Origin of the sequence: Erwinia sorbitola (assembly GCF_009738185.1) — a bacterium.
Lineage (GTDB): Bacteria > Pseudomonadota > Gammaproteobacteria > Enterobacterales > Enterobacteriaceae > Erwinia > Erwinia sorbitola.
Genome location: NZ_CP046509.1, coordinates 3,670,575 through 3,689,378 on the forward strand (window position 1 = coordinate 3,670,575; position 18,804 = coordinate 3,689,378).

Below are 18,804 nucleotides of genomic sequence, written 5' to 3' on the forward strand. Positions count from 1 at the left end.
AGCATTCCTTAAGAAACAATCATATCGTCGCGGTGGACAGCTACCGGACCATATTCATAACCTAAAATGTCGCTGATCTGCTGGGAGTGATGCCCGGCGATCATGCGCATGGCATCGCTGTTATAGCGCGATACGCCGTGGGCAACGTCGCGCCCCTGCATACTGCGAATGCGGATCACTTCACCACGGGAGAAGTTACCGCTGATCTCACGGATACCCTTTGGCAACAGTGAGCTACCGCGTTCCAGAATTGCTGACAGCGCCCCGTCGTCCACCACCAGTTCACCTGCGGGCGGCGCACCAAAGATCCAGCGCTTACGGTTCTCCAGCGGGGTTTCAAAGGCGTGAAAACGGGTGCCTACCGGATTAGAGGCAATCACATCACCAATCACTCCCGGGCGGCTGCCCGCTGCAATGATGGTGTCGATACCGGCGCGACAGGCTACATCGGCCGCCTGTAATTTCGTTGCCATACCGCCCGTGCCAAGACCAGAAACACTGTCACCGGCCAGCGCACGCAGCGCGTCGTCAATGCCGTGAACGTCGCGAATCAGTTCCGCCTGGGGATTATTGCGCGGATCGGCAGTAAACAGCCCCTGCTGATCGGTCAGCAGCAGCAGTTTATCGGCACCCGCGAGGATAGCAGCCAGCGCAGACAGATTATCGTTATCCCCCACTTTAATTTCGGCGGTGGCCACCGCGTCATTTTCATTGATCACGGGAACAATATGGTTATCGAGCAGCGCGCGCATGGTGTCACGGGCGTTAAGGAAGCGCTCACGATCTTCCAGGTCAGCACGCGTCAGCAGCATCTGGCCGATATGAATACCGTAGATAGAGAACAGCTGTTCCCACAGTTGAATCAGGCGGCTCTGCCCCACCGCAGCCAGCAGCTGCTTTGAGGCGATGGTCGGGGGCAGCTCGGGATAGCCAAGATGCTCACGTCCGGCTGCCATGGCACCCGAAGTGACAATCACAATCCGGTGACCCGCCGCATGTTGCTGCGCGCACTGACGCACCAGCTCCACGATATGTGCCCGATTCAACCGACGCGATCCGCCGGTCAGTACGCTTGTCCCCAGTTTCACTACCAGGGTCTGGCTGCTGCTCATTATTTCCTGCCATTTCGCAAAAAAGTATACAAAGAAACGTTTTAGCAGGTGTGGTGCCCGAAGCCAACAGCCAGCTGGGTAAAAGGTCGAAAAAGCCCAGACCATTTGCTAGTCGAAAAGTTCGCAATTAACAAGAAATGTTGAAAAGTGTAATAAAAGTTTAATAGATAAAGGGTAAAAAGTCCGTGCTTTAAGAAGAACCTACGGGCCACTTATTACTTTTACTCTTTCGGGATTGATAGCAAAATGATGAAGAAAAGCGCACTGGCAATCTTAACCGCAGCTCTGGCTCTGTCCACCGCTGCACAAGCCGCAGAAGTCTATAACAAAGACGGCAACAAGCTGGATTTCTACGGCAAAGTTAAAGCAATGCGTTACATGAGCGACGCGGATACCAACGCCAGCAACAACGCTGACAAATCCTACGTTCGTATTGGCTTCAAGGGCCAGACCCAGATTAACGACCAGCTGACCGGCTATGGCCAGTGGGAATACAACTTCAGCGCCAGCAACTCCGAAAGCAGCACTGATGCGCAAAACGGCAACAAGACGCGTCTGGGCTTCGCAGGTCTGAAACTGAAAGATTTTGGCTCCCTCGACTACGGCCGCAACTATGGCGTGATCTACGATGTAGAAGCTTTCACCGATATGATGCCTGAGTTTGGTGCCACTGCTTACACCCGCGCTGATACCTATATGCTGACCCGTGGTAACGGGATGTTGACCTACCGTAATAACGATTTCTTCGGTCTGGTTGATGGCCTGAAATTTGCCTTGCAGTACCAGGGGAAAAACGACGAATCCTCTTCGCGCAGCGGCAACGTCTCTAACGGTGACGGCTACGGCGCCTCACTTTCTTATAAAATTATCGATAGCGTAACCATTAACGGTGCGGTCTCTTCATCAAACCGTCTGATCCAGACGCAGAAAGATAGCGAGTTCGGTTCTGGTGATAAAGCTGATGCATGGGCAACCGGTCTGAAATATGACGACAGCAGCCTGTACCTGGCAGCGACCTACGCTGAAACGCGTAATATGAACCCAATCAACAGCGGTGCAACCTTTACTCAGGCCAACGGCGTAACCCGTACCGTATCTGGCTATGTGAACAAATTACAGAACATTGAAGTGGTTGCTCAGTACCAGTTTGATTTCGGCCTGCGTCCATCCCTGGCCTATGTTCAGGCTAAGGGCAAGGATATGGAAGACGGAATTGGCGATGCTGACCTGTACAAATTTGTTGATATCGGTGCCACTTATTACTTCAACAAAAACATGTCAACATTCGTAGATTACAAAGTTAACCTGCTGAACGATGACAACAAACTGGGTCTGAACACCGACGATATCGTCGCTGTTGGTGTGATGTATCAGTTCTGACAGTGCTATAACGCTGCGCCATGCCACTGCCGCAGTAAGCCGTTAAAACGCCCTCATGCTGTGTCTGAACCAAAAAAAAGGCTGGAGCAATCCAGCCTTTCTTCATTCTTCATCTGATGTTTTAATCGGTCAGCTTGACCTGCTCATCAGCAAAACCGGCTGCCGGGATCAGCCCCAGCTCCAACTCTGCCAGCGTCGCTTTTAAACGCACATGGAAGTTACGTAACGTCTCTTCAAGACGGGCATTATTATCCTTACCCTTCACCGTGCTCGGCTTCCAGTTGCCTTCTTTATCAAACAGGCCAAAGTGATACTCATAGGTGAAATGGTCAGTCTGGGCTTCCAGCTCCATCCACCAGCCCCAGAATTCACGCAGCTCTGGTTGTGGTTTCACATTGACGCAAACTGCCAGGCAATCGAAGAAGAACTTTTCGCCTTCACACTTACCTTCACGGATATAAGGACCTAAAGAGTGAAAGCGCTTTATCAGCCTGCTCTTAGGATGTCCACTTGGTAACGTCATTGCTTAACCTCCTTGGTTGGGCCTGTGTACTCGTCATCGTTCATGCTGCTTGTGCATCACAAACTCATGAATATTAGCAACTCATGCCCCTAAGCGCTGCACCAACCAGTCACAAATGTCGCGAAGACCTTTATCAAAGTTCTCCATAACCGGAGAGGTATTGATTTTTAACAGGCGTCCGGCGCTGGAGGAGTTGGTGATCAAGCGTGATTCCTCCTCCGGGCTGAACGGATCATTAGCCCAGTAGCCGGAGAGCATGGGGGTCGGGCAACGGCGGCCCAGCAGCCCCTGTATTTTAAGCGAGAAGCGGCTCAACTCAGTGCGCAGCGCACTATCCGTTGCCCCGGACATACCAAGCCGGCTTGCCAGCATATCCATATACATCTCTGGTACGCGATCCTGCAAGTTGGTATCACTTAACAGACTGTGTACCACCGGCCCGAGGCAGGCAACGCCGCGCAGACGCTGGCTTTCCAGATATGCCAGCCTGACCGCGATATTGGCACCGAAACGGAAACCAAAGGCGGCAACGCGAGTGTGATCGACCCACGGAATATTTTCCAGCTGGCGTACCACATGCTGATGCAGGAAGCTGGTGTCCTGAGTCAGTTTCCATTTTGATGAGAATCCGACTGACGGCATATCCAGCGTCAGCATCGCTATGCCGCGCGGAGCGAGATAATCGTGGAACAGCCGGTAGTGGTCACTTTGCAGCGCATCAAGGCTGCCGCACACCAGCACCGTTGGATACGGAGCTTTAACCTCCGGCGGCATATGCAGAAAGCCGGTGACCGGGCTGCCGCCTGGGATGGCAAATTCCAGGGATTTCAACTCCCCGGGCAGGCGATGAGTCGCCTCCTCATAGGCGCGGATGGCAAACAGCTGCGCCTGCTCTGCCAGCTCATCCTCTTTCAGATGTGGATAGCCCGCTACGCTGTAGAGGTTTGCCGCATGCAGCCAGCACTGACCCGCTTCGTGATCGTCGCTGCATTCGCTGGCCTTCTGCTGCCAGATCGCCGCCTGTTTGGACCATTCATAGATCCAGTTACCGCCACGATAGCCAATTACGGTATCCAGCAGCTTATCGTCGGTGTGCTCAACGGTACTGATGGCAATGCGCGCCAGCACTTCGCTCACTTCCTGCGGTGTCAGGCCGCGCCACGTCCACAGCAGGCGGTTGATCATACGATACCAGCCAGCATGAGTCTCACCATCCAGAGCAGACTGGATGCTCATCGGGCGATGGTGGGACAGACGTCGCACAAGGGTTGAGGTTTCCGGGTGTTTAAAACGCGGCTTGAAGAGTTCTTCGCTGAGATTTTTCGGCGACATAACAGGGAGATCCTCCAAAGTACGAACAGGCATAGAGTCTATCGCAGCGGAGGGGTTCAGGCGAAGGGTAAAAACAGACGCGCCCGACAGATTCGGGCACGAATTGATCTAAACACCTTAAAGGGCGTAGATTATGGCTGGAAACCTGAAAGTCAGGGGCGCTGAATCAGCTTTTTACCAGCGGTGGAATATAGGCAATGCCCATGTCCCATGGCTGTTCGATCCAGGTGTTCTGCGGGATATCGATTATGTAATCGTCTACCAGCGGGCGACCGGCCGGTTTGGCGAAAATCGTCACAAAATGCGCCTTCGGATACATATCACGAATCGCCTGCGCGGTACCGCCGGTATCGACCAGGTCATCAATAACGATAAACCCTTCGCCGTCGCCTTCTGCACGTTTCAGCACGGTCATTTCACGTTGATTATCGTGGTCGTAGCTGGAGATGCAAACGGTATCGACATGGCGGATACAGAGCTCGCGGGCCAGTAAGGCGGCAGGAACCAGGCCACCACGGCTGACGGCAATAATGCCTTTCCACTGTTCAGCCGGCAGCAAACGCTCGGCCAGTTTACGGGCATGGATTTGTAGCATGTCCCAGGTGACGATGTATTTTTCACTCATTAAAAGAATCCCGGCCAGTAAAATTGGCTTAAAAATTGTGCAATGGGAGCGGTTGCGCGAAATTATAGTGATCTGAGGCGCTAAAAACCAGCCCGCAACGCCCTGTAGCCCCTTTTTTCCTGGGGCAGCGTGAGCATGAGTCAGGAAACGATGATATTCTTTTGCCATCGCGCCGGATTCGCTGGCGGGAATTTTCCAACCGATATCAATGCATGCCTCCTGCCTGTGCGGCAGAAAGGCGGTGCTGACACAGGAGAGTTATCGTGTCTGAATTGTCTCAACTATCCCCGCAGCCACTGTGGGATATTTTTGCCAAAATCTGCTCCATTCCCCACCCTTCATATCATGAAGAACAGCTGGCAGCCCATGTGACCGCCTGGGCGACAGAGCAGGGTTTGTGGAATGAGCGCGACCAGGTGGGTAACATCCTGATCCGTAAACCGGCAACTAAGGGTTATGAAAACCGTAAACCTGTGGCCCTGCAAGCACACCTTGATATGGTGCCGCAGAAAAACAACGATACCGTTCATGACTTTACCAAAGACCCGATTCAGCCATGGATTGATGGCGAATGGGTGAAAGCCCGCGGTACCACGCTGGGCGCGGATAACGGTATTGGTATGGCCTCTGCGCTGGCGGTGCTGGCTGACAACAGCCTGGAGCACGGGCCGCTGGAAGTGCTGCTGACCATGACCGAAGAGACCGGTATGGCCGGGGCCTTTGGTTTGCAGGCGGGCTGGTTACAGGCAGATATTTTGATCAACACCGATTCTGAAGAAGAAGGTGAGATCTATATGGGTTGTGCGGGCGGTATCGACTTTACCAGCACCCTGGCACTGACCCGTGAAGCGATTCCGGCTGGTTATCAGACGGTGAAGCTGACCCTGAAGGGCCTGAAAGGCGGCCATTCCGGCTGTGATATTCATGTCGGTCTGGGCAATGCCAACAAGCTGCTGGCGCGCTTCCTGTTCGCTCATGCGCAAGATCTGGATCTGCGTCTGGTCGATTTCAGCGGCGGTACGCTGCGTAATGCTATCCCGCGTGAAGCTTTTGCCACGCTGGCGGTTGCACCGGCCCATCTCGACAAACTCAAATCACTGGCGGCAAGCTATCTGCTGACGCTGCAAAATGAACTGAGCCTGAAAGAGAAGAATATCGCCGTAGTGGTGGAAGAGCTGGCTCATGCAGAGCAGGCTCTGAGCGCCACCAGCCGTGACACATTTATCGCCCTGCTGAACAGCACTCCGAACGGTGTGATCCGTAATTCAGACGTGATGAAAGGCGTAGTTGAAACCTCGCTGAACGTGGGCGTGGTGTCGTTTGAAGGTAATGAAGCAAAAATTAACTGCCTGATTCGTTCACTGATCGACAGCGGTAAAGAGTACGTGGTGGAAATGCTGACTGCCCTTGGTCAGCTGGCCGGGGCAAAAACCCTCGCTAAAGGCAGCTACCCTGGCTGGCAGCCGGATGCCAATTCACCCGTTATGGCGCTGGTGCGTGAAACCTATGAAAAACTGTTCGATAAAACCCCGAACATTCAGGTTATTCACGCAGGTCTGGAGTGCGGTCTGTTTAAAGAGCCGTACCCGCAGATGGATATGGTGTCGATTGGGCCAACCATTACCGGGCCACACTCGCCGGATGAGCAGGTGCATATTGCCAGCGTTGGCCTGTACTGGCAGCTGCTGACTGCGCTGCTGAAGGCGATTCCGGTTAAGTAATTAATCCGTGGGTTAAACGGGCGAGGCGTGCCTCGCCCCTACGGAATTCAGATCGCTGTAACAATTTTGCCTGCGTTTTGCGGACGAGGTATGCCTCGCCCCTACGGTATTCAGATCGCTGTAACAATTTTTGCCTGCGTTGCGCGGACGAGGCGTGCCTCGCCCCTACGGAATTCAGATCGCTGTAACAATTTTGCCTGCGTTGCGCGGACGAGGCGTGCCTCGCCCCTACGGTATTCGGATCGCTGTAACAATTTTGCCTGCGTTGCGCGGATGAGGCATGCCTCGCCCCTACGGTATTCAGGCCGTGGCTGGTTATAATCCCAGCAGCAGCTGGCGCTCAATTTGCGGATCGAGCAGCGTCACATGCAGCCCCACCAGCCTTACGCCGCGCCCTGCCCGTCGCTCATCCCAGCTTTTGCGCGCAATTTCGATTAAATCGGCTTTATTCAGCATCTGCCAGACATGCTCCTGCGTGGTCTGCTGGAAGTCATGAAATTTCAGCTTCACTCCCTGACGGGCGATCTGACGATCCGGTTTGATTTTATCCAGCCGCCGTTCCAGCTCGTCGTACAACAGATCGATAATCTCCAGACAGTCATCCCACTGATGAATATCCTCCGACAGCGTACGCTCAACGCCGAGAGATTTACGCTCCCTTGAGGTGATCACTGCACGGTCGTCAATACCGTTACATCGCTCCCACAGCACACGGCCAAACTTGCCAAAACGCTTTAACAACGTAGCAAGATCGGTTTTTTGCACATCGGCGCAGGTGGTCAACCCCAGCTCTTCCAGCTTACGCGCCGTCACTTTTCCCACGCCGGGGATTTTCGCCAGCGGCAGAGCTGTCAGAAAATCCGACATCTCATGGGGGGTGATCACAAACTGGCCGTTGGGCTTATTGATATCGGAGGCGATTTTTGCCAAAAACTTAATCGGTGCAACGCCAGCCGAGGCAGTAAGGTTGAGTTCACGCTGGATGGTGTCACGTATTTCACGGGCGATAAGCGTGGCGGAACCGTGGCAGTGCAGGCTGTCGGTGACATCGAGGTAGGCTTCATCCAGCGACAGAGGTTCAATCAGAGAGGTATAGCGGGAGAAGATGTCACGAATATGGACGCTGGCTTCTTTATAGGCCTCATAGCGGCCGCGAATCACCGTCAGATGCGGGCAGAGCTTTAACGCCATCGCCGTTGACATTGCGCTGTGTACGCCAAATTTTCGTGCCGGATAGTTGGCTGTGCTGATGACACCGCGCTGTTTTTCGCTGCCGCCAATAGCGATGGGAATATCGCGCAGGCTGGGATTATCGCGCATTTCTACTGCGGCGAAAAAGCAGTCCATATCAACGTGAATGATTTTACGCATAGCCCCTCCGACAGTACTGGATAAGTATACAGTCTAATTATCAGAGTTCAATACGCGCCAAAAGATGCACAATTTAAGTTTTTTTATTCTCCGCTGTCTTGATAAAAAAATAGACAGTGCTAAGGTGACGCAGCGATAGCGGATTCGTCCGATATTGTCAGTACCGACGCCGTCCGGCGTTGCTTTCAACCCTACATTTCAAGGGAACAAGAATGGGCAAAATCGCACTGCTGTTTGCGATGATTTTTCTGCCAACCGTTGTCTTTGCCAGCGTACCGGATTCGGTAACCCCACTGGCGCCGGTAAGCAAAGAGTTAAAGAAACAATTAATTGGCACTCCCGTGTACCTGCAAATCTTCAAAGAAGAGCGCACGCTGGAGTTATACGGCAAGATCGGCAATGAATTCCGCCTGCTTAACAGTTACCGCATCTGTAATTTTTCTGGTGGACTGGGGCCTAAGCGTGTTCAGGGTGATTTTAAAAGCCCGGAAGGTTTTTACAGCGTAGGTATTTCCCAGCTGAAACCCGACAGTCGCTTTTATCGTGCGATTAATGTCGGCTTCCCGAACGAGTATGACCGTCAGCAAGGTTATCAGGGTAAATATCTGATGATCCACGGCAACTGCGTGTCAATTGGCTGTTACGCCATGACCGATGCCTATATGGACGAAATTTATCACTATGTGGAAGCGGCGCTGCGTAACGGCCAGCCGCGCGTTGAGGTCAGCATTTATCCGTTCCGCATGACGGAAAGCAATATGCAGCGTCACCGCTACTCCACCTATATTAATTTCTGGAAGCAGCTACAGCCGGGTTATACGCAGTTTGTCCAGACCAGACAGCCACCGTCAGTGAATGTCAGCGACGGCAAGTACGTGTTGAGCCGCCCGATTGCGGGCAACTCAGGCGCACCGGAATCAGCTCTGGCGCTCACCCAGACAAAATAACGCCCATTCACCTGGCTCAATCTTGTGCCAGGTTTCATTCGCCGTCAGCGGCTGAGTGGCAACCACTGTGACCACGTCATTTGGCGTGGTCTGCTTCTGAAAATCAATTTCCACATCCTGATCCAGCAGCTTGGCTTTGCCAAACGGCGCACGTCGGGTGATCCAGAATAGATTGGTTGAGCAGAACGCCATCAGATAACGTCCATCCGAAAGCAGCATATTAAATACGCCCTTCTCCCGCATTTCTGCCGCCAACTCAGCAATATAACGGAACACTGCCGGCCAGTTACCCGGCGTACGCGGGTAGCGCGTGGTCAACTTATGCAGCAGCCAGCAGAAGGCCAGTTCGCTGTCGGTTTCACCCACCGGACGGTACGGGCCGGTATCAAGGTTTTTGTAACCTTTTAGCTGTCCGTTATGCGCGTATGTCCAGTTGCGTCCCCACAGTTCGCGGGTAAAGGGATGGGTGTTTTCCAGTGATACTTCACCACGGTTCGCCTGGCGGATATGCGCCACCACCGAACAGGATTTAATCGGATATTCCTGAACCAGCCGGGCAATGGGTGATTGAAAGCTGGGTTGCGGATCTTTAAATGTACGGCAGCCTTTCCCTTCATAAAAGGTAATGCCCCAGCCATCTTTATGCGGACCTGTTCCGCCACCGCGCTGCACCAGCCCGGTAAAGCTAAAACAGATGTCCGTCGGGACATTTGCGCTCATCCCGAGCAGTTCGCACATAGGATTACCTCAGTAATTAGATCAGTTTCGCCCCGCAGGATGACAGCAAAATAGCCGCTGATTTCACATTACAGCAAGGCGGCAATCAGGTAACCCCCCGGGAGGTTACCTCAATAAGCTACCGGGGGATTACGCGTAAAGCTAACGCAGCTGCGGCGCGAAAGAGAAGGCTATTTTTTTACCATCTCTTTTTCGATAAGTAGCATCAGGATATGAATTACCTTAATGTGAATCTCCTGAATACGGTCAGCATAACCGAAGTGCGGTACGCGGATTTCCACATCAGCCACGCCATCCATTTTCCCGCCGTCTTTACCGGTCAGGGTAATGACCTGCATCCCTTTGGCCCGCGCCGCTTCAACGGCTTTAATAATATTAGCGGAGTTACCGGAGGTGGAGATCCCTAACAGCACATCCCCTGCTTTACCCACCGCTTCGATATAGCGTGAGAAAACAAAATCGTAGCCAAAGTCATTGCTTACGCAGGAGAGATGGCTGACATCAGAAATCGCAATCGCCGGATAGCCGGGACGGTTTTCACGATAGCGCCCGGTCAGTTCCTCAGCAAAATGCATTGCATCACAGTGCGAACCACCATTACCACAGGAGAGAACCTTTCCGCCCGCTTTGAATGAATCCGCCAGCAGCACTGCCGCACGCTGGATCGCCTCAATGTTTGCATCTTCACTTAGAAATTTATTTAGCGTCTGTGCCGCTTCGTCCAGCTCGGCGCGAATGATGTCCTGATACATAGGGGATGTCCTTTTTGGAAAGAGGTATAGCAGGAGTTTATCAAGTTGCCAGAGAGGCGGGAAGCGATCTCCCCGTCACCCTGAGGGATTAACCCTTTGTGCCCGCGCTTTGTGAGCCAGGTTGTAATTATTATGTAAACAGATTGCACACAGCGCCGGGGTAATCTAAACATATAACCAACAGGTCAGACCTCTTACTACTTACGGAGCACACGTTATGATGGTTCTCAGTATTGTGGCGACGATCCTTTTGATTGGCGCCCTGTTTTATCACCGTATAAATCTACTGGCTGCCAGTGCTGCACTGCTGGTCTGGACTGCGGCACTCGGCTTTTCTGGGCTGTGGACATTATGGCTGCTGGTGCCGCTGGCGATTATTCTGCTGCCGTTTAATTTTCTGCCGATGCGCCGGGCGCTGTTCAGCAAACCCACGCTGAATACCTTCCAGAAAGTGATGCCGCCGATGTCACGCACCGAAAAAGAAGCTATCGAAGCGGGCACCACCTGGTGGGAAGGGGATCTGTTCCGTGGTAAGCCTGACTGGCAGAAACTGCATAGCTATCCGCAACCGCGACTGACGCCGGAAGAGCAGGCATTTATTGATGGCCCGGTAGAAGAAGCCTGCCGTATGGCGAATGATTTCCAGATCACCCATGAAATGGCCGATCTGCCCCCTGAGCTGTGGGCCTATCTGAAACAGCATCGCTTTTTTGCCATGATTATCAAAAAAGAGTACGGCGGGCTGGAATTCTCAGCCTACGCTCAGGCGCGCGTGCTGCAAAAGCTGGCGGGCGTGTCCGGTATCCTGGCGATTACCGTTGGTGTACCTAACTCCCTCGGGCCTGGGGAACTGCTGCAACATTACGGTACCGAAGCGCAGAAAGATCACTATCTGCCCCGCCTGGCGCGTGGTCAGGAGATCCCCTGCTTTGCCCTGACCAGCCCGGAAGCCGGTTCCGATGCGGGCGCCATTCCGGATGTCGGCGTGGTCTGTATGGGTGAATGGGAGGGTCGCCAGGTGCTGGGTATGCGCCTCACCTGGAATAAACGCTATATCACGCTCGCTCCTGTCGCCACAGTGCTTGGACTGGCATTTAAACTTTCCGATCCTGACGGCTTGCTGGGAGAAACAAAAGAGTTGGGGATCACCTGTGCCCTGATCCCGACGCAGACGCCGGGCGTAGAGATTGGCCAGCGGCACTTCCCGCTTAACGTACCGTTCCAGAATGGCCCGACGCGCGGCAAAGATATCTTTGTGCCCATTGACTTTATTATCGGTGGCCCGGAAATGGCCGGTCAGGGCTGGCGGATGCTGGTTGAGTGCCTGTCGGTTGGCCGTGGTATCACCCTGCCGTCCAACTCCACCGGCAGCCTGAAAAGTATCGCGCTGGCAATTGGCGCTTATGCGCATATTCGCCGTCAGTTCCGCCTGCCGATTGGCAAGATGGAAGGGATTGAAGAGCCGCTGGCACGCATCGCCGGGAACACCTACGTAATGGATGCCGCCGCGACGCTGATCACCAGCGGGATTATGCTCGGTGAAAAACCTGCGGTTCTCTCTGCCATCGTTAAATATCACTGCACCCATCGCGGACAGCGGGCGATCGTCGATGCCATGGATATTGCCGGTGGTAAGGGGATTATGCTGGGCAACAGCAACTTCCTTGCCCGTGCTTACCAGGGCGCACCGATTGCCATTACCGTAGAAGGGGCAAATATTCTGACCCGCAGCATGATTATCTTCGGACAGGGGGCTATTCGCTGCCATCCTTACGTGCTGGAAGAGATGGCTGCGGCGCAGAACGGCGACGTTACTGCCTTTGATAAGGCGCTATTCAGCCATATCGGTCATGTGGGCAGCAGCACCATGCGCAGCCTGTGGCTGGGGATCACCGGCGGGCTGACCAGTGCGTCGCCAACCCGCGATGCCACCCGCCGCTACTATCAGCATCTTAATCGTATCAGCGCCAACCTTGCTCTGCTGTCCGATGTTTCCATGTCGGTACTCGGCGGCAGCCTGAAACGACGCGAGCGTATCTCCGCCCGGCTGGGGGATATTCTCAGCCAGCTCTACCTGGCCTCCGCTGCGCTGAAACGTTATGAAGATGAAGGACGTAATGAAGCTGATTTACCACTGCTGCACTGGGGTGTGCAGGATGCGCTAAATCAGGCGGAAACCGCCATCGACGATCTGCTGCGTAACTTCCCGAATCGTCTGGTTGCAGGTCTGGTGCGCATGGTGGTCTTCCCGACCGGCCGCCGCAGCCATGCACCGTCAGACCGCCTTGATCATCAGCTGGCGCTTATCATGCAAGTTCCGTCTGCAACCCGTAGCCGTCTGGGGCGCGGACAGTATCTGGCACCAGGCGAGCATAATCCGGCTGGTCAGCTGGAGGAAGCTCTGCAACATGTGATGGCAGCAGAAGTGATTCACGATCGCCTGTGTAAACAGCAGAAGAAACATCTGTCGTTTACCCGTCTTGATGCACTTGCCGCACAGGGGCTGGAGAACGGATGGATCACCCAGGAAGAGGCTGACATTCTGATTCGCGCTGAAGCCAGCCGCCTGCGTTCGATTAACGTTGACGAGTTTGATCCCGATGCTTTGGCAACCCAGCCGGTAAAAGAAACGGCAGCACTGCCACGAAAGATTGAAGCGGCATAACAGCGAGTATCAAAAGGGCGGCCGACAGGGGCCGCCTTTTTTTTTTTAACTGATAAATAGTTCTGATATTAAATATTAGTTCGCTATTGATCCGATCCCTCTTTTTATCCTCCGGCTGCTTTTCTTAATCTTAAACTAATAAAAAACACTTATATTTCCCGGTAAAGCACATCGCTTTCATCTGGGGTAATAATAATGAACGAAACGCAGCGTAACTTAAGTAAAATCCCGGCGATAACCGCCATCTTCTGGTTAATCAAAATTGCTGCTACTACGCTGGGTGAAACCGGTGGCGATGCAGTGACTATGTCTATGAACCTTGGCTATCTGACCGGTACGCTGATTTTTGCCGTGATCTTTATTGCCGCAGTTATCGTCCAGATTAAATCCAGCCGCTTCAATCCCTATATTTACTGGTTTACCGTTATTGCTACCACCACCGTTGGCACCACGCTGGCCGACTTTGCCGACCGCTCTTTAGGCATAGGTTACCTGGGCGGGTCAATTATTCTCAGCCTGCTGTTAATTACCTCGTTATTTTGCTGGCGCATGATGTGTGGCACAGTTTCAGTCTATTCAGTTAATAACCGTCGGGCAGAGATCTTTTACTGGGTAACAATTATGTTTTCCCAGACCCTGGGTACCGCGCTGGGCGACTGGACCGCTGACTCTGCTGGCATGGGATATCTGGGTGGCATCGCGATTTTTGTACTGGCGCTGGTGGGGTTGCTGGGCTGCTATCTGTTTACCCGCTGGTCACGTACGGCAATTTTCTGGGCGGCCTTTATTCTCACGCGTCCGTTAGGGGCAGTAGTCGGAGACTTCCTCGATAAGCCTCTTTCACACGGCGGATTGGATCTTAGTCGCTTCGGTGCGTCTTTAACCCTGATGTTATTTATCACTGTCTGTATCCTGCTGCTGCCACAGCGTTCCGCGCAGCGCGACACAGTCTAAAACTGACGGGGCGACCGCTGTTAAATGGTCGCCCCGGGCAGAATATCCGTTACATCTGTCAGGGGCGGCCCCGCCCCTCAAAAACGTTAACTATTTTGGCGGATACGTGCAATCAGCGCCTCAGGATCCGCAACGTGATCGGCCAGCAGGATCAGGCTGCGGCCGAGGATAATGGCCTGACGTACGCATTCAACGCGCATCGCTTCATCTTTAATATTCTTGATATCTGCCACCTGCGACATACCAACGGTACGACGAATCAGCTCAGTACCGCAGTAGCCAATCGTATCGCTCCAGACCTTACGCAAAAACTCGCGGGAATAACCGGGTACCGCCAGCGCACGATCGCGGCTTTTTTCTGCCGCCAGCGCAAGGAAGCTCTCACTGAAACTCAGCCATACTTCGCGTACATCGTTGAGACGATTTTCACGCGCAGCCGCCGCCTCACGCGGTGCCAGCAGGCCTGGTGCCGCACAGTAGCTGATCAGTAAATTGCCCAGCGCGCTGCCGATGTCAAAGCCCATCGGGCCGTAGAAACCAAATTCTGCATCAATCACTTTCAGGCGGCCTTCAGCCACAAAGATCGAACCGCTATGCACGTCTCCGTGCAACAGGGCTTCAGCATGACAGTAAAAGCGATGCTTCAGACCGCCGACGGCGAGTCTCAGTGCTTCATCATCTCGCAGCGATTCGGCCAGCGGTTCCAGCGCTCGCGGATAGGCATTACGCTCGTGAATTTCGTAAGGTTCGTTGAAAAACAGCTCTTCGGTAATGTCGCACAGCTCAGGGTTAGTAAAACGGATCACGTCCGCTTTTTTCTGGTAGGGATGCTGGAAGAAATCGGATGTATGGAACAGGGTTTGCGCCAGGTACTCCCCCAACTGCCCTGCCGCCTGCGGATATTCAACGCCATTCACCAGTTCGCTGCGCCAGATAGCGTGATCGGAGAGATCTTCCATCACCATCACCGCCAGATCCGGATCGTAATGCAGGATATTCACCGTATGCTGTGGGCAGAATTTTCCGTGCTCAATCAGTACTTCAGCTTCCAGACGCGCACGGTCAAGGGTGAGAGGCCAGGATTCGCCGACGCAGCGCACATAGGGCAGTGCCTGTTTAACGATCACGCGGCTGACGCCTGCCGTATCGAAAATCTTGAACACCAGGTTCAGATTCCCATCGCCCACTTCCTGCGAATCAACCAGCGTGTGGGGGTTAGCCACGCCGCCAAACTGGCGAGCATATTCCACGGCATCCGCTGCGGTGAACGTACGGTATTGCGACATTAATCAGCCCCTCAAAAATAACCTGTGTTTAGTTGTAATAAGCCGTTCAGACGTCTATACATCCGTTAACCATGTTGGCACAATATGATGCATTAAAGCAACCAGGATTTAACCCATGCAAACACTCAGCACCACCAGCTTACAGGTTCGTGATAATCAGCTCTGGATCCTCGATCAGCAGGCCCTGCCACAGCAGAAAATCTGGTGTCCGACGCCGGACGTCGCCGAACTGGTGGGTCATATTAAAGCGCTGCGCGTGCGTGGTGCGCCGCTAATCGGGCTGTCTGCCAGCCTGCTGCTGGCACTGCTGGCTGAAAATGGTATGGCGAAGCCCGCGCTGGCAGAGGCACTTGAGGTACTGCGCGCCTCCCGCCCGACGGCGGTCAACCTGATGAATAATCTCGATCGGATGAAGCTGGCGCTGGCCCAGGACGATTTCGTCAGTGCGCTTGGCACTGAGGCATTGCGGCTGATCGATGAAGATAAAGCGCTGTGTGACAGTATTGCCGCTGCCGGTAGCGCACTGATTACCCCGGGCAGCCGTCTGCTCACCCACTGTAATACTGGAGGGCTGGCAACGGCAGGCGTCGGTACCGCATTAGGCGTGATCGCCCGCGGCTGGCAGGAAGGTTCGGTCGCCAGCGTCTGGGTAGATGAAACCCGCCCGCTGTTGCAGGGTGGCCGCCTGACGGCATGGGAGCTGGGCGAGCTTGGCGTACCTTATAAGCTGATTTGTGACTCGATGGCCGCCAGCCTGATGGCGCAGGGGCAGGTTGATGCTATCTGGGTCGGTGCCGATCGCATCGCCGCGAACGGTGATGTGGCTAATAAAATCGGTACCTACAGCCTGGCGGTTCTGGCGAAATATCACAACGTTCCCTTCTACGTTGCGGCCCCGCATACCACGCTGGATCGCGAATGCCCGAACGGTGACGCCATTCCCATCGAGCAGCGCGCCGCCCGTGAAGTGACCGGCGCAGCAGGCAGTTTTGGCGATGTGCAGTGGGCACCAGAAGCTGCGCAGGTCTATAACCCGGCGTTTGATGTTACGCCCGCGTCACTGATTAGCGGCTGGGTGCTGGATACCGGAGTGGTGACGCCACAGCAGGTGCAGGCGGGCGAATTTCAGCCAGGACGTTAATTTGCGGGTCAGGCGTGCCTGACCCCTACGAAAAAATGGTGATGTCAGCCAGGTTATGGTGCAGCGGTTAATTTCCGGATCAGGCGTGCCTGACCCCTGGGAAAAATGGTGATGTCAGCCAGGTTATGGTGCAGCGGTTAATTTCCGGGTCAGACGTGCCTGGCCCCTGGGAAAAATGGTGATGCCAGCCAGGTTATGGTGCAGCAGTTAATTTCCGGGTCAGGCGTGCCTGCCCCCTGGGAAAAATGGTGATGTCAGCCAGGTTATGGTGCAGCGGTTAATTTCCGGATCAGGCGTGCCTGGCCCTGCGAGAAATGGCGGGGCCAGGTTTTGCGGCGAGTATTATGGGAGGCGAGGATAAGCGTCAGCGATCGTATCACCGGTAAATTTCGCCACCCAGCCTTCCTGGTTGTCGAAAATTCGAATAGCGGTGAAGTGAGGAGATGATCCCATATCAAACCAGTGCGGCGTTCCGGCCGGCACGGAGATCAAATCGTTCTTCTCGCACAGAATCTGATAGATATGCCCATCAAGGTGCAGACAGAACAGCCCCGCACCTTCCACAAAGAAACGCACTTCATCTTCACCGTGGGTGTGCTCCGAAAGAAACTTGGTGCGCAGCACCTCTTTCTGCGGGTTATCGGCACGCATGCTGATCACATCCCAGCTCTGATAGCCTTTCTCTGCCACCAGCCGGTCAATAGCGTGCTGGTAGGCGTTAATTACCGTAGCAGAATCCGGATTTTCGCCGAGATCGCGGTCAGCTTCCCAGCGTTCAAAACGTACCTCTTTGCTGCGCAGCTTGTCAGCAATCTCTGCCGCATCGGTACTGTGCCAGACCGGCGTGGTCGCTTCGGTATCGGTAAAAATTGTCAGTGCGCTCATGGATTTAACAGCTCCTGGTTAATCTGATCAAAACCTGCAACCTGGCGATGACGGCTCTCGGTGTCCGCTTCGCCGCGTATTAACTGCACGGTGTTCCAGCCTGCATCCTGTGCTGCGTCCAGCTCCTGGTGTATATCGGATAAGAACAGCAGTTCCTGTGCCGGTAAACCGATGTGGCTGGCGATGGTGCGGTAGGAATCGACTTCACGTTTGGCACCCACATGGGTATCAAAATATCCGCTAAACAGCCCAGTGATATCACCTGCATCGCTGTAGCCAAATAACAATTTCTGCGCAGCTACTGAGCCAGATGAATAAACATACAGCGCCACACTCTGCTGCTGCCACTGTTTTAGGGCAGGCAGCACGTCGGCATACAGATGGCCGGTAAAGCTGCCATTCTCGTAGCCTGCACGCCAGATCATGCCTTGCAGCGCCTTGAGCGCCGTCGATTTACGATCCTGATCCATAAAACTAAACAGCACCTGCACCAGCTTATCCGCAGTGGCCTGCGGGTTATCAATCTCAGCGCGCAAATCGTCCAGCGCCTGGGCTACCATCGGTTGCTGATGATGTTCAGCAATAAAGCCCGACAGATGCTGACGCGCATAGGGGAACAGGACGTTATGCACAAAGCGAATATCGCTGGTGGTGCCTTCAATATCAGTGACGATAGCGCGGATCATTGGCTCTCCAGAACGCGGCGTTGTAATTCACACTGGAAGAGAAATTCCAGCCCTTCAAGATGGCGGCGTGCCTCATTGACATCTTTGCCCCAGCAGGTCAGCCCGTGGCCACGCAGCAGGAAACCATAACGCAGCGGCGTATGGGCGGCAAACTGTTCAATTCGCTGCGCCAGCCCGTCAATATCCTGATCGTTATCGAACAGTGCAATCGACACGCTGTCGAGATGCGAGCTTTGCCCGGAGAGCGTCTTCTGCATTTCATAGCCCTGTAACGTCAGAGCACTGCTTTTCTCTACGCGCGACAGCACGGTGGAGTTTACCGTATGGGTATGCAGCACCGCGCCAGCATCAGGAAACAGACGATAGATCAGCGTGTGCAGGCCAGTCTCAGCTGAAGGCCTGCGGCCGGATGGAACGCTATTGGTGGCAATCGCGACCTGAATAAAATCGTCACGCGTCAGGCTGCCTTTGTCTTTGCCTGATTCACTCAGCAGGCAGAACTCTGCATCCTGGCGCAGCGACATATTACCGCCGGTGGCGGGTGCCCAGCCGCGCGCACCAATCCAGTGACAGGCAGCAACTAATTGGTCTAACTGAGAGCTTTGCGTCATCTCTTTCCTTAGTGTGAAAGATGATAAAGGAGAATATAGACGTCTATGCGTCTTGATTGCCAAATACTATCACCG

The 18,804-nt window shown here is 54.0% G+C and carries 17 protein-coding genes; 6 read left to right on the forward strand and 11 right to left on the reverse strand.

The features are described from left to right. Nucleotides 1-8: 8 nt before the first annotated feature. Nucleotides 9-1,112: a glutamate 5-kinase gene (gene proB, locus GN242_RS16705; RefSeq protein ID WP_154752470.1), complete on the reverse strand. Its 1,104-nt coding sequence runs from the start codon at nt 1,110-1,112 to the stop codon at nt 9-11. A gap of 249 nt (nt 1,113-1,361) precedes the next feature. Here proB and GN242_RS16710 point away from each other — a divergent pair, with 249 nt between their 5' ends. Next, entirely contained in the window at nt 1,362-2,492 is a 1,131-nt protein-coding gene (locus GN242_RS16710; RefSeq protein WP_154752561.1) for a porin, read from the forward strand. A gap of 121 nt (nt 2,493-2,613) precedes the next feature. Here the strand turns inward: GN242_RS16710 and crl are convergent, their stop codons facing one another. The 3 genes from crl to gpt all read right to left on the reverse strand — a co-directional run bounded on the left by crl (nt 2,614) and on the right by gpt (nt 4,972). Continuing rightward, a complete protein-coding gene (gene crl, locus GN242_RS16715; protein ID WP_154752471.1) occupies nt 2,614-3,015 on the reverse strand; it encodes a sigma factor-binding protein Crl in 402 nt (133 codons plus the stop codon). 81 nt (nt 3,016-3,096) lie between these two features. Continuing rightward, the gene (gene frsA / locus GN242_RS16720) at nt 3,097-4,347 is read right to left on the reverse strand and encodes an esterase FrsA (RefSeq protein ID WP_154752472.1); all 1,251 of its coding nucleotides are present in this window, start codon (nt 4,345-4,347) and stop codon (nt 3,097-3,099) included. A gap of 166 nt (nt 4,348-4,513) precedes the next feature. Further along, on the reverse strand, nt 4,514-4,972 hold the full coding sequence (gpt, locus tag GN242_RS16725; protein WP_154752473.1) for a xanthine phosphoribosyltransferase: 459 nt from the start codon (nt 4,970-4,972) through the stop codon (nt 4,514-4,516). A gap of 263 nt (nt 4,973-5,235) precedes the next feature. Here gpt and pepD point away from each other — a divergent pair, with 263 nt between their 5' ends. Further along, the gene (gene pepD, locus GN242_RS16730; RefSeq protein ID WP_156287863.1) at nt 5,236-6,693 is read left to right on the forward strand and encodes a beta-Ala-His dipeptidase; all 1,458 of its coding nucleotides are present in this window, start codon (nt 5,236-5,238) and stop codon (nt 6,691-6,693) included. Nucleotides 6,694-7,008: 315 nt separating this feature from the next. On the opposite strand, the gene dinB is transcribed toward pepD, so the two are convergent. Then, nucleotides 7,009-8,064: a DNA polymerase IV gene (gene dinB, locus GN242_RS16735; RefSeq protein WP_156287864.1), complete on the reverse strand. Its 1,056-nt coding sequence runs from the start codon at nt 8,062-8,064 to the stop codon at nt 7,009-7,011. 212 nt (nt 8,065-8,276) lie between these two features. Here dinB and dpaA point away from each other — a divergent pair, with 212 nt between their 5' ends. Beyond that, nucleotides 8,277-9,011, forward strand: coding sequence for a peptidoglycan meso-diaminopimelic acid protein amidase (gene dpaA, locus GN242_RS16740; RefSeq protein WP_154752475.1), 735 nt, complete (start codon nt 8,277-8,279; stop codon nt 9,009-9,011). On the opposite strand, the gene GN242_RS16745 is transcribed toward dpaA, so the two are convergent. Continuing rightward, nucleotides 8,982-9,749 carry a class II glutamine amidotransferase gene (locus tag GN242_RS16745; RefSeq protein ID WP_154752476.1) on the reverse strand — a complete coding sequence of 256 codons (768 nt, stop codon included), beginning with the start codon at nt 9,747-9,749 and terminating at the stop codon, nt 8,982-8,984. The two genes, dpaA and GN242_RS16745, sit on opposite strands and share 30 nt — an antisense overlap. A gap of 170 nt (nt 9,750-9,919) precedes the next feature. After that, a complete protein-coding gene (gene lpcA / locus GN242_RS16750; RefSeq protein WP_154752477.1) occupies nt 9,920-10,501 on the reverse strand; it encodes a D-sedoheptulose 7-phosphate isomerase in 582 nt (193 codons plus the stop codon). Between the two features lie 217 nt (nt 10,502-10,718). On the opposite strand from lpcA, the gene fadE reads away from it, so the two are divergent. Beyond that, complete coding sequence (gene fadE, locus GN242_RS16755; protein ID WP_156287865.1) at nt 10,719-13,166, forward strand: acyl-CoA dehydrogenase FadE; 2,448 nt, start codon at nt 10,719-10,721, stop codon at nt 13,164-13,166. Nucleotides 13,167-13,361: 195 nt separating this feature from the next. Further along, the gene (locus GN242_RS16760) at nt 13,362-14,120 is read left to right on the forward strand and encodes a COG4705 family protein (protein WP_154752479.1); all 759 of its coding nucleotides are present in this window, start codon (nt 13,362-13,364) and stop codon (nt 14,118-14,120) included. Nucleotides 14,121-14,206: 86 nt separating this feature from the next. Here the strand turns inward: GN242_RS16760 and mtnK are convergent, their stop codons facing one another. Continuing rightward, nucleotides 14,207-15,406 carry an S-methyl-5-thioribose kinase gene (mtnK, locus tag GN242_RS16765; RefSeq protein ID WP_156287866.1) on the reverse strand — a complete coding sequence of 400 codons (1,200 nt, stop codon included), beginning with the start codon at nt 15,404-15,406 and terminating at the stop codon, nt 14,207-14,209. A 115-nt stretch (nt 15,407-15,521) separates the two neighbouring features. Between mtnK and mtnA the strand changes: the two genes are divergently transcribed. Further along, complete coding sequence (gene mtnA / locus GN242_RS16770) at nt 15,522-16,547, forward strand: S-methyl-5-thioribose-1-phosphate isomerase (RefSeq protein WP_156287867.1); 1,026 nt, start codon at nt 15,522-15,524, stop codon at nt 16,545-16,547. Nucleotides 16,548-16,889: 342 nt separating this feature from the next. Here mtnA and GN242_RS16775 read toward each other — a convergent pair whose 3' ends face one another. Genes GN242_RS16775 through GN242_RS16785 form a run of 3 tightly spaced genes read right to left on the reverse strand, consistent with a single transcriptional unit; the run spans nt 16,890 to nt 18,729 of the window. Beyond that, complete coding sequence (locus tag GN242_RS16775; protein ID WP_154752482.1) at nt 16,890-17,432, reverse strand: 1,2-dihydroxy-3-keto-5-methylthiopentene dioxygenase; 543 nt, start codon at nt 17,430-17,432, stop codon at nt 16,890-16,892. Further along, nucleotides 17,429-18,118, reverse strand: coding sequence for an acireductone synthase (gene mtnC / locus GN242_RS16780; RefSeq protein ID WP_156287868.1), 690 nt, complete (start codon nt 18,116-18,118; stop codon nt 17,429-17,431). The genes GN242_RS16775 and mtnC overlap by 4 nt, the downstream gene beginning before the upstream one ends. Further along, nucleotides 18,115-18,729 carry a methylthioribulose 1-phosphate dehydratase gene (locus GN242_RS16785; RefSeq protein WP_154752484.1) on the reverse strand — a complete coding sequence of 205 codons (615 nt, stop codon included), beginning with the start codon at nt 18,727-18,729 and terminating at the stop codon, nt 18,115-18,117. Before GN242_RS16785 ends, mtnC begins: the two co-directional genes overlap by 4 nt. Between the last annotated feature and the right edge of the window lie 75 nt (nt 18,730-18,804).